At 63.4% G+C, this 15852-nt stretch carries 10 protein-coding genes; 5 read left to right on the forward strand and 5 right to left on the reverse strand.

What is annotated here, in order from left to right; translation table 11 throughout:
• The first annotated feature begins 89 nt into the window (after positions 1-89).
• The 3 genes from RSO67_RS26935 to ligA all read left to right on the forward strand — a co-directional run bounded on the left by RSO67_RS26935 (position 90) and on the right by ligA (position 5006).
• Complete coding sequence (locus RSO67_RS26935; protein WP_315844373.1) at positions 90-986, forward strand: outer membrane protein assembly factor BamD; 897 nt, start codon at positions 90-92, stop codon at positions 984-986.
• A gap of 13 nt (positions 987-999) precedes the next feature.
• Entirely contained in the window at positions 1000-2673 is a 1674-nt protein-coding gene (gene recN / locus RSO67_RS26940; RefSeq protein ID WP_315841335.1) for a DNA repair protein RecN, read from the forward strand.
• A 182-nt stretch (positions 2674-2855) separates the two neighbouring features.
• Positions 2856-5006: an NAD-dependent DNA ligase LigA gene (ligA, locus tag RSO67_RS26945; RefSeq protein WP_315841336.1), complete on the forward strand. Its 2151-nt coding sequence runs from the start codon at positions 2856-2858 to the stop codon at positions 5004-5006.
• Positions 5007-6080: 1074 nt separating this feature from the next.
• Here ligA and RSO67_RS26950 read toward each other — a convergent pair.
• Together RSO67_RS26950 and RSO67_RS26955 are read right to left on the reverse strand one after the other, a co-directional pair.
• Positions 6081-7304, reverse strand: coding sequence for a multidrug effflux MFS transporter (locus RSO67_RS26950; RefSeq protein WP_315844374.1), 1224 nt, complete (start codon positions 7302-7304; stop codon positions 6081-6083).
• A gap of 78 nt (positions 7305-7382) precedes the next feature.
• Positions 7383-9221 carry an aminopeptidase P family protein gene (locus tag RSO67_RS26955; RefSeq protein WP_315841337.1) on the reverse strand — a complete coding sequence of 613 codons (1839 nt, stop codon included), beginning with the start codon at positions 9219-9221 and terminating at the stop codon, positions 7383-7385.
• Between the two features lie 189 nt (positions 9222-9410).
• On the opposite strand from RSO67_RS26955, the gene RSO67_RS26960 reads away from it, so the two are divergent.
• The gene (locus RSO67_RS26960) at positions 9411-9626 is read left to right on the forward strand and encodes a hypothetical protein (protein WP_120289308.1); all 216 of its coding nucleotides are present in this window, start codon (positions 9411-9413) and stop codon (positions 9624-9626) included.
• A 71-nt stretch (positions 9627-9697) separates the two neighbouring features.
• Here RSO67_RS26960 and RSO67_RS26965 read toward each other — a convergent pair whose 3' ends face one another.
• Both RSO67_RS26965 and RSO67_RS26970 read right to left on the reverse strand, forming a co-directional pair.
• Positions 9698-10588 (reverse strand): 50S ribosomal protein L11 methyltransferase, encoded by an 891-nt coding sequence (locus RSO67_RS26965; protein ID WP_315841338.1) that lies wholly within the window; start codon positions 10586-10588, stop codon positions 9698-9700.
• 203 nt (positions 10589-10791) lie between these two features.
• Positions 10792-12393 (reverse strand): NAD(P)/FAD-dependent oxidoreductase, encoded by a 1602-nt coding sequence (locus tag RSO67_RS26970; protein ID WP_315841339.1) that lies wholly within the window; start codon positions 12391-12393, stop codon positions 10792-10794.
• A gap of 189 nt (positions 12394-12582) precedes the next feature.
• Between RSO67_RS26970 and RSO67_RS26975 the strand changes: the two genes are divergently transcribed.
• Positions 12583-14859 (forward strand): fused MFS/spermidine synthase, encoded by a 2277-nt coding sequence (locus RSO67_RS26975; RefSeq protein ID WP_315841340.1) that lies wholly within the window; start codon positions 12583-12585, stop codon positions 14857-14859.
• 60 nt (positions 14860-14919) lie between these two features.
• On the opposite strand, the gene RSO67_RS26980 is transcribed toward RSO67_RS26975, so the two are convergent.
• Positions 14920-15708, reverse strand: a complete 789-nt coding sequence (locus RSO67_RS26980; RefSeq protein WP_315841341.1) for a L,D-transpeptidase — start codon at positions 15706-15708, stop codon at positions 14920-14922.
• Positions 15709-15852 lie beyond the last annotated feature (144 nt).

Genomic DNA, 15852 nt, shown 5'->3' on the forward strand with positions numbered 1-15852 from the left:
TCAAGCGAAGCTGCGGGCGCGTATCCGGTTGGTCCGTGATTGTGCGCGTACCGCGCAGACACCGCATGAAGGCGTCAGGTCTCAGATATATGTCGGCACAGCGCATTACGCTTGAATCCAGTGGTTCACTGCTCACCCGTTTCGGCCGCCAGGCGCGGTTTGCCGCGGGCCTCATCGTGTTGGCCGTGCCGCTGAGCGGCTGCGGCACCGGCGCGATCTGGGACAAGTTTGGCACCAAGGACGACACCTTCGTCGAGGAGCCCGCCGACAAACTCTACAATGAGGGCTTGTACCTCATGAACCAGAACAAGGATCCGAAGGCCGCCGCGAAGAAATTCGAGGAAGTCGATCGTCAGCATCCGTATTCGGAATGGGCGCGCAAGTCGTTGCTGATGTCGGCCTATGCAGCCTACGAATCCGCCGACTACGACACCTGCATCGGCTCGGCGACACGCTATGTCACGCTGCATCCCGGCAGCCCGGATGCGGCCTATGCGCAGTATCTGATCGCCGCCTCGCATTACGACCAGATTCCGGACATCTCGCGCGACCAGGGCCGTACCGAAAAGGCGATGGCTGCGCTCGAGGAAGTGGTCCGCAAATATCCGACCTCGGAATATGCGACCTCGGCGAAGAAGAAGCTGGAAGGCGCACGCGACCAGATTGCCGGCAAGGAAATGGAAATCGGCCGCTATAATCTCGACAAGCGCAATTACACCGGCGCCATCAACCGCTTCAAGACGGTGGTGACGCAGTATCAGACCACGCGTCACGTCGAGGAGGCGCTGATGCGCCTGACCGAGGCCTATATGGCGATCGGCGTGGTCGGCGAGGCGCAGACCGCCGCCGCCGTGCTTGGCCACAACTTTCCTGACAGCAAGTGGTACAAAGACGCCTACAATCTTGTAAAGTCCGGCGGTCTCGAGCCGAGCGAGAACAAGGGGTCTTACCTGAGCAAGGCCTTCAAGAGATTTGGCCTCGGTTAGGAATTGACCTCCCATGCTGGCCCGTCTGTCGATCCGTGACATCGTCCTGATCGAACGGCTCGATATCGAGTTTTCCCGCGGTCTTGCAGTACTGACCGGCGAAACCGGCGCCGGCAAATCCATTCTTCTCGATGCGTTTGCGCTGGCCCTCGGTGGCCGCGGCGATGCCGGCCTCGTGCGCCATGGCGTCGAGCAGGGCCAGGTGACGGCCGTGTTCGACCTGGCCAAGGGCCACCCGGCATTGGCGATTCTCAGGGACAACGGCTTCGACGACGATTCCGGCGAGATGATTCTGCGCCGCGTGCAGCTCGCCGACGGCCGCACCCGTGCCTTCATCAACGATCAGGCGATCTCCGTGCAGACCATGAAGGCGGTCGGCGCGGCGCTGGTCGAGATCCACGGCCAGCACGACGAGCGCGCCCTCGTGGACGCCGCCACCCATCGCCGGCTGCTCGACGCTTTCGCCGGGCTGGAGAAGGACGTCACCGCGCTGGAGACGCTCTGGGACGCCCGCAAGACCGCCTATGCGGCGCTGGAAGCCCATCGCGCCAATATGGAGCGCGCCGCCCGCGATGCCGATTATCTGCGCCACGCTGCGGATGAGCTGAAGAAGCTCAACCCGAAGGACGGCGAGGAGAGCAAGCTTGCGGAACGCCGCACCGGTATGATGCAGGGCGAGAAGATCGCGGCCGATCTGCGCGAGGCGCAGGAGGCCGTGTCCGGCCATCATTCGCCGATCTCGTCTCTGGCCGCCGCCGTGCGCCGGCTGGAGCGCCGCGCCGGTTCATCACCGTCGCTGGTCGAGCCCGCGGTGAAAGCGATCGACATCGCCATCAACGCGCTGGAAGAGGCCGACCAGCATCTCAGCGCTGCGCTCATCGCCGCCGATTTCGATCCCGCCGAACTCGAGCGCATCGAGGAGCGGCTGTTCGCGCTGCGCGGCGCCGCGCGGAAATATTCGACGCCGGTCGACGGGCTCGCCGCGCTGGCCGCGAAATACTTTGCCGATGTCGCCACCATCGATGCCGGCGCCGGCCAGCTCAAGGGACTGGAAACCGCGGCCTCCGAGGCCGACAAGAAGTACAGTGCTGCGGCGACCAAGCTCTCGGCGTCGCGCGTCAAGTTCGCAGAGAAGCTCAACAAGGCCGTGATCGCCGAACTCGGGCCGCTCAAGCTGGAACGCGCCAAGTTCATCACCCAGGTCGATAGCGATGCGCAGGCGCCCGGCCCGCAGGGCATCGACCGCGTCGAATTCTGGGTCCAGACCAATCCTGGCACCCGCCCGGGCCCGATGATGAAGGTCGCCTCCGGCGGCGAACTATCGCGCTTCTTGCTGGCGCTGAAAGTCGTGCTGTCCGACAAGGGCTCGGCACCGACGCTGGTGTTCGACGAAATCGACACGGGGGTCGGCGGCGCGGTGGCCGACGCCATCGGTGCCCGCCTGGCGCGGCTCGCCGGCAAGGTCCAGGTGATGGCCGTCACCCACGCCCCGCAGGTGGCGGCGCGCGCCGACCAGCATCTGCTGATTTCCAAGGACGCCCTCGACAAGGGCAAGCGCGTGGCCACCCGCGTCAACACGCTGGCGGAGGATCACCGCCGCGAGGAAATCGCGCGTATGCTGGCGGGTGCGGAGATCACCGCCGAAGCACGGGCCGCGGCGGAGCGGCTGCTCAAGGGCGCGGCCTGATTTGAACGTCATTCCGGGGCGCTCGCGCTTGCGAGCGGACCCGGAACCGCGACGTGTGCCTTGTTTCACCATTGTACTCCGTCATGCCCGGCCTTGTGCCGGGCATCCACGTCTTTACAACAGCGCTTCAAGGCGTGGATGGCCGGGACAAGCCCGGCCATGACGAACATCGGTGACCGCGTATGGCAAAACCCGCAAAAATTCCCCCCGACATCTCCACGCTCACGAAGCCCAAAGCCAAGATCGAGCTGATGCGGCTGTCGCTGGAGATGGAGGCGCACAACAAGCGCTACTATCAGGACGACGCGCCGACGGTGTCGGATGCGGAGTATGACGCGCTGCGGCGCCGGGTCGAGGCGATCGAGGCCAAATTCCCCGATCTTGTCACCGGCGCGTCGCCGACACAGACGGTCGGCGCAGCGCCCGCGCGCGGCTTTGCCAAGGTGCAGCATGTGGTGCCGATGCTGTCGCTGGGCAATGCGTTCAGCGATGAGGAAGTGACCGAATTCGTGGAGCGCATCCAGCGCTTCCTCAAGCTCGATGAAATCCCGGCCATCGTCGCCGAGCCGAAGATCGATGGCCTGTCGCTGTCGCTGCGCTACGAGAATGGCGAACTGATCCGCGCCGCCACGCGGGGCGACGGATTCACCGGCGAGGACGTCACGGCCAATGTCCGCACCATCAAGGACATTCCAACGACGCTGAAGGGCAAGCACATCCCCACCGCCTGCGAATTGCGCGGCGAGGTCTATATGCTCAAGAGCGACTTCCTCGCGCTGAACAAGAAGCAGGAAGAGGCTGGCGACACCGTCTTTGCCAATCCCAGAAATTCCGCGGCCGGCTCGCTGCGCCAGAAGGACGTGGCAATCACGGCGTCTCGTCCGCTGAAATTCTTCGCCTATGCCTGGGGCGAAATGTCAGACTATCCGATGGATCAGCCGACCCAGCATGCGATGATCGCGTGGCTGGGCAATGCCGGCTTCACGGTCAATCCCGAGATCACGCTGTGTAGGAGCGTCGACGATGCGCTCGCCTTCTATCGCCGCATCGGCGAGATCAGGGCCAAGCTCGACTATGACATCGACGGCGTCGTCTACAAGGTCGATCGCATCGACTGGCAGGCACGGCTCGGTTTCGCCGGTCGCGCGCCGCGTTGGGCGATCGCGCATAAATTCGCGGCCGAGCAGGCGACGACGGTGCTGGAAAAGATCGACATTCAGGTCGGCCGCACCGGCGCACTGACGCCGGTGGCGCGGTTGACGCCGATTACGGTCGGCGGCGTCGTGGTGTCGAACGCCACGCTGCATAATGCGGATTACATCAAAGGCATCGGCAATGACGGCCAGCCGCTGCGCGACGGCGTCGATATTCGCGAAGGCGACACGGTGATCGTGCAACGCGCCGGCGACGTCATCCCGCAGGTCGTCAATGTCGACCTCGACAAGCGTCCGAAGAGCGCAAAGCCGTATGAATTTCCCACCAAGTGTCCGGTCTGCGGCAGCCATGCGATCCGCGAGAATGACGAAGTCGTCACGCGCTGCACCGGCGCGCTGGTGTGCCCGGCGCAGGCGGTCGAGAAGCTCAAGCATTTCGTCTCGCGGTTGGCCTTCGATATCGACGGCCTCGGCGACAAGCAGATCCAGGAATTCTACGACGAGGGGATCATCATGCATCCCGTCGATATCTTCACGCTGCAAAAGCGCGACGAGCGCAACACCAAGAAGCTGCGCGACCGTGAAGGTTACGGCGAGACCTCGGTGCGCAATCTGTTTGCCGCCATCGACGATCGCCGCAAGATCGAGCTCAATCGTCTGATCTTTGCGCTCGGCATTCGCCATATCGGCGAAGGCAATGCCAAGCTGCTGGCGCGACACTATGGATCATTCACAACGTTCCGCGATGCGATGCTGGCGGCTGCTGCGGGGCAGGGCGCGGAAGGTAATACGTCTGAAGCCTATTCCGATCTCAACGCCATCGACGGCGTCGGTGAAATCGTCGCGGACGCGGTCGTCGAGTTCTTCGCCGAGAAGCGTAACGTCAAGGCGCTCGATGAATTGCTCGGTGAGATCGAGGTGCTCGATGTCGCACAGGCCAAGACCGATACGCCGGTGGCCGGCAAGACGGTGGTGTTCACGGGCTCGCTGACCAAGTTCACGCGTGATGAAGCCAAAGCCGGCGCCGAGCGCCTCGGCGCCAAGGTCGCAGGCTCGGTGTCGAAGAAGACGGACTATGTGGTGGCCGGCGAGGATGCCGGCTCGAAGCTCACCAAGGCGCGCGAGCTCGGCGTCGCGGTGCTCACGGAAGATGAGTGGTTGGCGCTGATCGGCGGGTAGGTGCGGTCGGCCGCTATTGCGGGGCGCTCATCTCTCCACTGTCATTCCGGGGCGCGCGTCGCCGGCGAAGCCGGCAGAGCACGAACCTCGATCCACACTCGTCATTCCGGGGCGCATGAAAGCGGCGAAGCCGCTGCAATGCGAACCCGGAATCTCAGAGTGTTTTGCGCTGAACATGTCGGGATTCCGGGTTCGCGATACGCCGCCTTCGGCGTCTCCTCGCGCCCTCAGGCAAACCAATTGGTTTGCCGGAGAATGACAGTGTGGGGCAGTAGGACAGCGCCCAAACATTTTTTCCTAGCCTCCGTTGACAACATCCTCATCAGGTTTATATTCCCCTCCGTCCTGCCCCACCGAGAGGGGCGATCGCGATCGTCACGTTCGCGGGGTGGGATGCGGTGGACGCCGGAGATGCGGCGTCACGCGGTTCATGGGTGACGTCTGTCTTCGGGCAGGACGGATCTGCGCCAGCACTGCCACTGGCAAGGACACGGCCGGTCTTGAGATCGAAAGAGCCCTGGACAGTGTGACGGACGACCAAATCAAAACGCGTTCGGCTTACTCGCTTGAGGCTCCCTGTCCCTCCGCCGTGGGACCATCATTTTGGTGATCGGACCGTTCGCCAAGGCAAAGTGCAAGCAGGCTGAAAAAACACCGTATGCGGAACGTCGGGCACTTGCTCGGCGCCTCCGAAAGTCCTGATGCACTCACAATTGCGGAAGACCGCATTCGCATCAGGCCCAAGGGTGCAACGGGCACCCGGCGTTCCGCACGCCCTCTCAAGGGAGGGTGGGAATGCAAAAGACGACGGCGCCCCCGCGCCGCTAACAATGGGGGCGATGACGCATGTCTGCAGAGCAGTGGCTGTTTGAAATTCGAATAGGCAACGACGCGCAGCCGTCATCGCATACTCAGCCGTCATGCGCGGGCTTGTCCCGCGTATACACGTCTTGGCCGCAAAAAGAGGAAGACGTGGATGGCCGGGACAAGCCCGGCCATGACGTGGGGAAAGGTCTGAGATCATCGCGAAGTTCGCTTCGCGCCGTCCGGCCATAACGTTGAGAGAAAAGGCGCCTACAACAACCCGCTCTCTTCGCCTTCGGCCTGTTCGATCAGTTCTTCCGTCACCACGGTCTTGCGGCGGGGGACCAGGAAGATCATCGCGGCTGCGCAGCCGCAGGACAGCACGACAAGCGCGATGTTCAGCGGCACTGGTGTTGCGAAATGGCCGCCCAGCCAGGCGCCGAATTGCGAGCACAGCGAGCCCAGACCCATCTGCAGGAAGCCCATCATGCCGGATGCCGTGCCTGCGGCCTGCGGGCGAATGCTGAGGGCGCCGGCAGCGCCGTTCGACATCACGAAGGCATTGCCGAACATCACGATCATATGGGTGAGGAACAGCCAGGCAGGATTCTGGTTCAGCCCGGTGAGGCCCCAGACCACATTGAGCAGGGCACCGCCGAATTGCAGCGCGAGGCCGAACCAGATCAGTTGTTCGATGGTCCGGCGCGGCGCGAAGCGCACGCAACACAGATTGCCGACGAGGTAAGCGAGGCCGGAGGTCGCGAACCATGCGCCATATTCGGCGGATGTCCGGCCCATCTGCGTAACGACCACATAGGGGCCGCCGCCGGCAAAGGTGAAGATGATCCAGGAGGCCACGACGTAACACAGGAGATAGCCGATGAAGGTCCGGCTGCGCAGCAGCACCCGGGAGTCCGCGATGAAGCCGCCGCCGCCGCTATCGCTGGCAGCGCGCCGTCTCGTCTCCGGCAGAAAAAATGCGATGGCCAGTGTGACGACCAGCGAGGATGCGGTGACCACATAGAAGATCGCGCGCCAGCCGAAGCCGGTTTCCAAGAGACCGCCGGCCAGCGGGCTCAGCATCTGTGCGATCATCATCACGGCGATGACGAGACTGATCATCGCGCCGACACGCTCGCGCGGATAGAGATCCCTGATGATGGCGCGGCTCATCACCATGCCCGTTGCGCCGCCGAGTGCCTGGAAGAACCGCGCGGCGATCAGTTGCGGCAGCGTGAACGCGAAGCTCGAGCCGATGCCGGCGATCACCATCAAGCCGAGACCGGCAAGCAGCACCGGGCGCCGGCCGAATTTATCGGACAATGGCCCCATGATGAGCTGTGAGAAAGCGAGGCCGACCATGTAGAGCGACACCGTCATCTGCGCGATCGAGATATCGGCGCCAAAGGTGCGGGCGAGTTCGGGCAGCGCCGGCACCAGCATATAGAGCGAGATCGGCGCGATGCCGGTCATCACCACCAGCAACAGCAGCATCACCCGCGATTTGGAGAGGTCGACGGTGTCGACTTTTGGAAAAGGCGGGCTGTAATTCACGTGGTGGCTGTTCTCTCGCTATTGCGGCTGCGTCAGCGGCTCGGTCGCTGCTTCGAGCCAGACGCGCGTCGCTTCATCATCGAGCAGCGGCATCACCTCGCGGCGGACGCGGGCGTGATAGTCGTTGATCCATTTCAGCTCGCGCTTGCTGATGCGATGCGTATTGATCAGCCGGCGGTCGATCGGCGCCAGTGTCAGCGTCTCGAATGCATTCATCGGCTGCTCGGCGCCCTCGATATGGGCTTCGACCACCAGTTCGAGATTCTCGATGCGAATGCCGAAGGCGTCGGTCTTGTAGTAGCCGGGCTCGTTGGAAAGGATCATGCCGCGCTTGAGCGGCGTGGTGCCGAGCTTGGAGATCCGCGCCGGGCCTTCATGCACAGACAGATAGCTACCGACGCCGTGTCCGGTGCCGTGGGCGAAATCGAGGCCGGCATGCCAGAGGAACTGGCGCGCCAGCGTATCGAGCTGCGCGCCCGTCGTGCCATCGGGAAACGCAGCGCGCGCAATGGCGATATGGCCGCGCAGCACGCGCGTAAAACGATCGCGCATCTCGTCGGTCGGCTCGCCGATGGCGATGGTGCGGGTGACGTCGGTGGTGCCGTCTTCATATTGCGCGCCGGAATCGATCAGCAGCAGATCGCCCAGCGCGATACGGCGATTGGTCTTGCGGGTGACGCGGTAATGCACGATGGCGCCGTTCGGGCCGGTGCCGGCGATGGTCGGAAACGAGACATCCTTCAGCGCGCCGGTCTGGCGGCGGAATGTCTCCAGCGCCTCGACGGTGTCGATTTCGGTGAGCTTGCCCTTCGGCGCCTCGCGGTCGATCCAGGCGAGAAAGCGCGCCAGTGCCACAGCATCGCGGCGATGCGCGGTCTGCGTGCCCTTGATCTCGACGGGATTCTTCACGGCCTTCAGCAGCGCGACGGGATCATTGCCGCGCACGGGCTTGCCGCCTGCGGCTGTGATCAAGCGGCTCAGTGCATCGGCGGCGGTCGCATTGTCGAGCGCAATGGACGCGCCGGAGGCAGCGAGCTCTGCGAGCGCCGATGTCAGCGCATCCGGCTCCTGCACATCGGCCGAGACTTCCAGATGGTCGCGCGTGCTGTTGGAGAGCTTGCGATGATCGACGAAGATCTGCGGGCGGCCGTGTTTCGGCACCAGCGCATAGGACAGCGGCAGCGGCGTATGCGAGACGTCGGCGCCGCGGATGTTGAAGGCCCAGGCGACCGCATGGGAATCCGACAGCACCAGCGCATCGACGCGCAGGCGCTCCATCTCGCCGCGGATCTGGGCGAGCTTGTCGGCTTCGGAAACGCCGGCATAGTTGAGTGGGTGAATCGATACCGCGCCGAGCGGCGGCGCCGGGCGCTCGGCCCACACCGAATCGAGCGGATTGCTGTCGACCGCCACCAGTTCAGCGCCGGCCTTGGCGCAGGCGGTAGCCAGCCGCTCCGCTGCCGCAGAAGTGTGCAGCCACGGATCAAATCCGAGGCGATCTTCGGGTTTGAGGTGATCGGCAAGCCAGCTTTCCGGCGGCGGCTCGACCAGCGACTGGATGCTCCACGCGTTCACATCGACTTGTTTGGCCGCCTGCAGCGTATAGCGGCCGTCGACAAACACGGCGGCTTCCTGCAGCAGCACCACGGCCATGCCGGCGGATCCGGTGAAGCCGGTGAGCCAGGCCAGCCGCTCGTCGGAGGGCGGCACATATTCGTTCTGCTGCTGATCGGCGCGGGGAATCAGGAAGCCTGTCAGTTTCCGGCGCAGCAATTCCTCGCGAAATGCGGCCAGCCGCGCAGTCAGCGCCACGCCGCTTTCGGGCTCTTCGAACGTCTGGAAATGGGCTTCGAACATCGCGGGATCATCCTATGGGTGCGCTGTCAGGCCTGCAATCGAGGGGCAGGGTTGCGCAGATTTGGCACAAGTTATGCTTGAAAGCTGATGGTTGTGTTCAACCGGATGGAACCACGTCCCCCGGCTTGTGTTGTCGGTGCGATGCTTGGCCATTCAGAGTGTCTCAACTCAACGAAGAGGGGATACACAATGCCTGCTTTTACGTTCGAGAAAATTTCGCCACCCGCCACGCTTGGCCATTCCCAGCCTACCCAGGTGCAGTCCACCCAGACGCCGCCCAGTCAGCCGCATCAACGCAGCGGCATCATCCAGATTCTGGGCCGTTTCGTCGAAGCCCGCGTGACGCGCGTCGAACGGCTGGAAAATGCAACGCTCCGTCGCCGCGACGTGCCGCCCCCGAAGTAGCAAACTCCGCCGTCAGCTTTAGCCAGATCGCCCGTCGTTATTCCGGAGTTCGGAAAATGACGAATGGCGTATCAGCCTGTTCGCTGCATAAGAAGGCTGCTCCAGCCTTCGATGATTTGATGCTTGCGGAGCACCAGCCCGCGGGCGCGATACGCGGCGATCACGCTCATCGCCTGATGCGGCAAAAGCCCGGACAGGATCACCATTCCATTACGCGTGAGATGCCGGCTCATGTCGGTCGACATCGCGCGGAGTGGATTGGCGAGGATGTTTGCGAGGATCAGATCGAACGGCGCCCGATCGCCGAAAGCCGGCGAGGAAAAGCCCGTTGCGCAAACAGTATCGACGAGATTACCGACGCCGTTGAGCCGCATATTCTCGCGCGCCACCTTCACAGACATCGGGTCGATATCGGTCGCCAGCACGCGGCGCTTGGTGGCCTTCGCGGCAGCGATGGCCAGCACGCCGGTGCCGGTGCCGAGATCGAGCATGCGTTTCGGCGCCTTCGCACGCAGCACATAATCCAGATAGATGAGGCAGCCGCGCGTGGTGCCGTGATGGCCGGTGCCAAAAGCCAACGCCGCTTCGATCTCGATGCCCAGTTGATTGGGGCGCACCTTGTCGCGGTCGTGCTGGCCGTGAACGATGAAGCGGCCGGCTCGCACGGGAACGAGGCCTTCGAGACTCTCCTTGACCCAGTCCTTGGCCTCGATGCTGTCGAACACGATGCTTGCCGCCACGGTGTCGTCCGAGGCGAGGCTGACGAGGTCGCGGATCGACACTTCGTCCGGCGGATCGGCGAAATGAACGGTGACGTCCCAGCGGCCCTCGGGGCTCTCGAATGCAGCGATCGCGGCCTGGCCTTCCTCGAAACTCTCGGTGAGGAGATCGACGATGCGCTTGGCGCTGAATTCGTCGCCGACAGCAAAGGTGGCGCGGCTGGTTCCTTGGGGCGTGGTCATCGCGGGTCCGGGTGGCGTTGTAAACAGGCTCTGCACAGCTGAGGCGCGCTTGGTACAGGGTTTATACCGGCGGGGATACAGGGGCGATACAGCGGCTGCGCACAGGGTTGTAAGCCGATTATACCGCCGTCCTCCCGAGCTTCCGCCCAGGCTTATTCAGGGATCATCCACCGCCTGTTCACAGGCTTATCCACAGGATGTCCTCAGCCGAACAGCGCCCGGTGGTCCCTGAGGATCGCCTTGGCCGCATTGTGACCGGGCGCGCCCGTCACGCCGCCGCCGGGATGTGCGCCGGAGCCGCAATGATAGAGGCCCTTCAGCGGTCCGCGGTAATCCGCATGGCCGAGCATCGGGCGGGCCGAGAACAACTGGTTCAGGCTGAGCGCGCCGTGAAAGATGTCGCCGCCGAGCAGGCCGAAGTCGCGCTCCAGATCGAGCGGCGATAGTGCCTGTCGGCCGATAACGCTGGCGGCAAAGCCGGGTGCGTAGTCGTCCACCGTCTTGATCATCAGATCGGCGACCTCGTTCCGATGGTCATCCCACGATGCGCCGTTCGGGAGTGTAGGCGCAACATGCTGGCAAAAGAGACTGGCGACGTGCTGGCCCGGTGGGCTGAGGCTGTCATCAAGAGTGGAGGGGATCAGCACTTCGACAATCGGCTGGCGGCTCCAGCCGTGTTGCTTCGCATCGAGCCAGGCGCGATCCATGTAGGCGAGACTCGGCGCGATGATAATGCCGGCAGAGAGATGATCGCCGTTACCGGGCAGCGCGGTGAACGAGGGAAGGGCGTTCAGCGCGACATTCATCCGGAATGTGCCGGAGCCATTGCGCCAGTTGCGGATGCGATCGAGGAATGGCTTGGGCAGCGCATCCGCTGGCATCAGCCGCGTATACAGCAGCTTCGGATTGACGTTGGAGGCGACATATTTCGCGCGGATACTCTCCCCATTGTCGAGGATGACGCCGACGACCTTGTCGTTCTCCACGAGCACTTCGCGGACGCCGTTGTCGAGTTCGATCTGCACGCCGTGCGAGCGCGCCGCGGCGGCCATGGCCTGCGTGATCGCGCCCATGCCGCCGATGGCGTGGCCCCAGACACCTTTCTTGCCGTTCACCTCGCCAAAGGCGTGGTGCAGCATCACGTAAGCCGAGCCGGCGGCATAGGGGCTCGCATAGTTGCCGACCACGGCGTCGAAGCCGAACAATGCCTTCACCAGATCATGCTCGAAAACGTCGTCAAGCATCTCGCCGGCGGAGCAGGTGAACAGATCGAGCAATACGCGCTGCTGTTCGATGGTCAGTGCGTTGAGAATCCTGGCGGTGCCGAGCGCATTGATGGCTTCGCTGATCGCGCCGAGACCGAAACCTTGCACGACGTTCGGCGGTGAACGCAGCACGAAATCCCTGAGCACGTCGGCAATGACTTCGAGCTCATGCGAGAACGCGCCGATCCGTTCGGCATCGCGCGCGTTGAGCTTGGCAACCGACTGTTGCGTGCGGCCTTCGCCGGTGAGGAGATAGCTGCCGTCCGGCGCTGGGATGAAATTCTGCGCCTTGCGCTCGACGATCCGCAGGCCGTGTTCGGCAAGCTTCAGATCGGAGGCGATCTGTGGGTTGAGCAGGCTGACAGTGTAGGCCGCGACCGAATTGCGGAAGCCGGGATGAAACTCCTGCGTCACCGCGGCGCCGCCAACTACCGAACGTCGTTCGACCACCTTCACGCGCAACCCGCTCATGGCGAGATAGGCCGCGCAAGTGAGGCCATTATGGCCGGCGCCGATGATCAAAACGTCGGTGTCTGACATGTCCGCTTCAAAAAGCCTGCTAGGGGCCCTCTTTATCGAAGAGGCGCGCGCGCGGCACAAGGCCGCCCATCACGATTGTGGTTCCATAGTTAGCGCGCATTGCCCGAAACGGTGCCATATGCTCCATTCCCGCCCGCCGGTTACCGGCCGGATTCTCGCTTTTCTGCCGCGCAATATGCTGGAGCCTTCATGAGTTCGTCGCAGCCCGTCGCCGCCCCAAACTCGGCCTCCCGCAATCGGCTTCTTCTGGTGGTTTACACCGCGGCAATCTTCACCAGCGCACTCCTGTTATTCTCGGTGCAGCCCCTGTTCACCAAAATGGTGCTGCCGCGGCTTGGCGGTTCGCCGGCGGTGTGGTCGGTGGCGATGGTGTTCTTCCAGTCGCTGCTGCTCGGTGGCTATGCCTATGCGCATTATCTGATGCAGCTGCGCAGCCGGCTGGTACCGGTCGTCATTCATCTCCTGTTGCTGGTTGTTGCGCTGCTGACGCTGCCGCTGTCCATCGCATCGGGCTGGGGCACGCCGCCGGAGAGTGGCTATGCGTTCTGGCTGCTCGGCCTGTTCGCGGTGTCGATCGGTCTGCCGTTCTTCGCGCTTGCTGCGAACAATCCGCTGCTGCAGGCCTGGTTCGTGCGCACCGGTCATCCCAACGGCCACGATCCATATTTCCTCTATGCGTCGTCGAATATCGGGAGCTTTCTCGCGCTGCTGACCTATCCGGTGCTGCTGGAGCCGATGTTTTCGCTGCGCACGCAGAACCTGATCTGGACGTCCGGCTATGGCCTGCTGATCCTGCTGATCGCCGGCTGCGGCGTGTTGCTGCTGAAGTCGCCGCCGGTTGCTGTCGCTGCACCGGGTGCTGATGCCATCGACGCGCCGGCGCCGAGCTGGGCGCTGCGTGCACGCTGGATTTTCCTTGCCGCTGTCCCATCCGGCTTGCTGATCGCGGTCACCGCGCATATCTCGACCGACGTTGCAGCCGCGCCGCTGCTCTGGGTGTTGCCGCTGTCGCTGTATCTGCTGACCTGGGTGCTGGTGTTCCAGTCGCGGCCGCTGCTGCCGCATGCGTGGATTCTCATGCTGCAGCCGCTGGCGATTGCCGGCGTCATCGTGTTGCTCGCGGTGGGTGGGGAACAGAATCTTCTGCTCACGCTCGGCGGTCATCTGCTGGCCTTCTTCATCATCGCCATGGCCTGCCACGGTGAACTGGCCCGGCAGCGTCCGGCGGCGCGGTATCTCACGGGCTACTACGTCGCGCTGTCGTTCGGCGGCATGGTCGGTGGTCTGTTTGCCGGCCTCATCGCGCCGTTCACATTCTCATGGATCGCCGAATATCCGATCCTGATTGCATTTGCCGTGCTGTGTCGGCCGTCTTTGCCGGAGCGCTATTCCGGCTGGGCGCGCTGGTACTGGATCGCGCTCGTGGTTGCCGCAATCGCATTGATCGTGCCGAGCTACACGACCGGGAAGCTGTTCACGTGGATCGATACCCAACGCGTCTATGTCGTCAGCGTCGTTGCCGTCCTCGGCATGATCGTTGCGATCCTGCTGCGGGCCGACCGGCTCAAGCTCGTGGCGATCACTGTTCTTGCGCTGGCGCTGATTCGTTTCTACCCGGCGGACGATGGTCGGGTCGAAACCGTGCGTAGTTTCTTCGGCGTGCACAAGATCGTGGTGACGCCGAACAACCAGTATCACGTGCTGATGCATGGCACGACGATCCATGGCGCCGAGAAATATCTCAACGACGATGGCACGCCGGTGACCGGCCGGCCGGAGCCGATCTCCTATTATTACAAGGACGGCGGCATCGGGCAGGCGATCACGGCGGTGCGCGCCCGCAAGGGGGCACCGCTGCGCGTGGCGGTGATCGGGCTCGGCTCGGGCTCGCTGACCTGTGCGTCAGCGCCGGGTGAGGACTGGAAGTTTTTCGAGATCGACCAGTCGATGGTCGATACCGCCAAGGATCCGAAATATTTCAGCTACATCCAGAAGTGCGAGCCGGACGTCAAGCCGGTGATCGGCGATGCGCGGCTGACCTTCGCGAAGGAGCCTGACGGAGTCTACGATCTCATCATCGTCGATGCCTATTCGTCGGATGCGATCCCGATCCATCTGGCGACCGAGGAGGCGATGGAGATCTACAAGGAAAAGCTCGCCCCGCAGGGCGCCGTCGTCATGCATGTGTCGAACCGGCATCTCGAACTCGCCAGTGTCGTGGTCGGCATCGCCGATGCCAATGACATGAAGAGTTGGGTCTATTCGGAGGATTCCGGCCGCGACAACGAATATATCTTCTCGACCAACGTGGTCATCTCGGCCCATGACGCCGCCGATGTCGGCTCCATCGCGACGTCATCGCAATGGGCCCTGACTGAGGCGAACGACGATCAGCGGGTCTGGACCGACGATTACTCCAACGTGCTCGGCGCCGTGTGGCGCCGGCTACGGGACGGAGACAACTAAAGCGTTTTCAAGCGAGGCGGACGTCGGTTCGCGTCAACAAAACGCGTCACACATGTTCGCTCAGTAATCGCCGAAGAAGCCGCGTGGCTGATACGGCCGCGGCGCGTAGGCCTGCGGTGGAGACTGCCGGCTGTAATAGCCACGATTGGCGTAATACTGCTGGGTCTCGGCTTCCGTCATGCGGCGATAGCCGGGAGGAGCCGGATAACGCTGACCGTCATTGCCATCGGCCGGATAGATGTAACGATCATCATCGGCCGCCTGTACCTGACGCGCAACGCGGCGGTTCGGTGCCACGACCTGCGGCGTGAGATCCATGGGATTGCCGGCGGCGTCATAGGACGGTGAGGCAGGAGCGATATCACGGCGGGCGACGGCGGACGGCTTCGCCGGGCGCGGATTGCGGGCGAGCGCGACCTGCGAGGAGCCCGTCAGCGTGACGGTGGCGTTAAGCACCCCGTCAGCCTTGACCATGGCGAACAAGGTCGCGGCGTTCTCGCGCGACAGCCGGACGCAGCCGTGGGAGGCCGGCGAGCCCAAGCGGTTCACGGAATCGGTGCCGTGGATGGCGTGGCCCTTCTTGGTGAAGAAGATGGCATGGGGCATTGGCGCGTCGTCGAATTCTTTGGAGAAGTGATCCTCCTCCATGCGGAATGTCTGGAAGCTGCCATTCGGGGTCTCATAGGACGGGATGCCTGACGACACCGGCCAGCGATATTTCTCAACGCCGTCCTGCACGACGGTCAGCTGCTGGGCATCCTTGTCGACGGTAATGGCAATCTTGGCCTGCGCAGTGCTGGTGGCGGCGAAAACGGCGAGACCCGCAAGGGTCATATAAAACGAACGCATCTTACCTTGGCCTCCGGGCCGTAACCTGTTGTACCGCCTACCGTCCCGCACCCAATATGCATATCGGGCGGCCCGCGTGCCAGTGACAGTTTCGTGCATCCTTAATGTTGGGCTAGGCGGCACCAAGGCGGCGACCGGGCCGAA

This window comes from Tardiphaga sp. 709 (assembly GCF_032401055.1).
Taxonomy (GTDB): domain Bacteria; phylum Pseudomonadota; class Alphaproteobacteria; order Rhizobiales; family Xanthobacteraceae; genus Tardiphaga.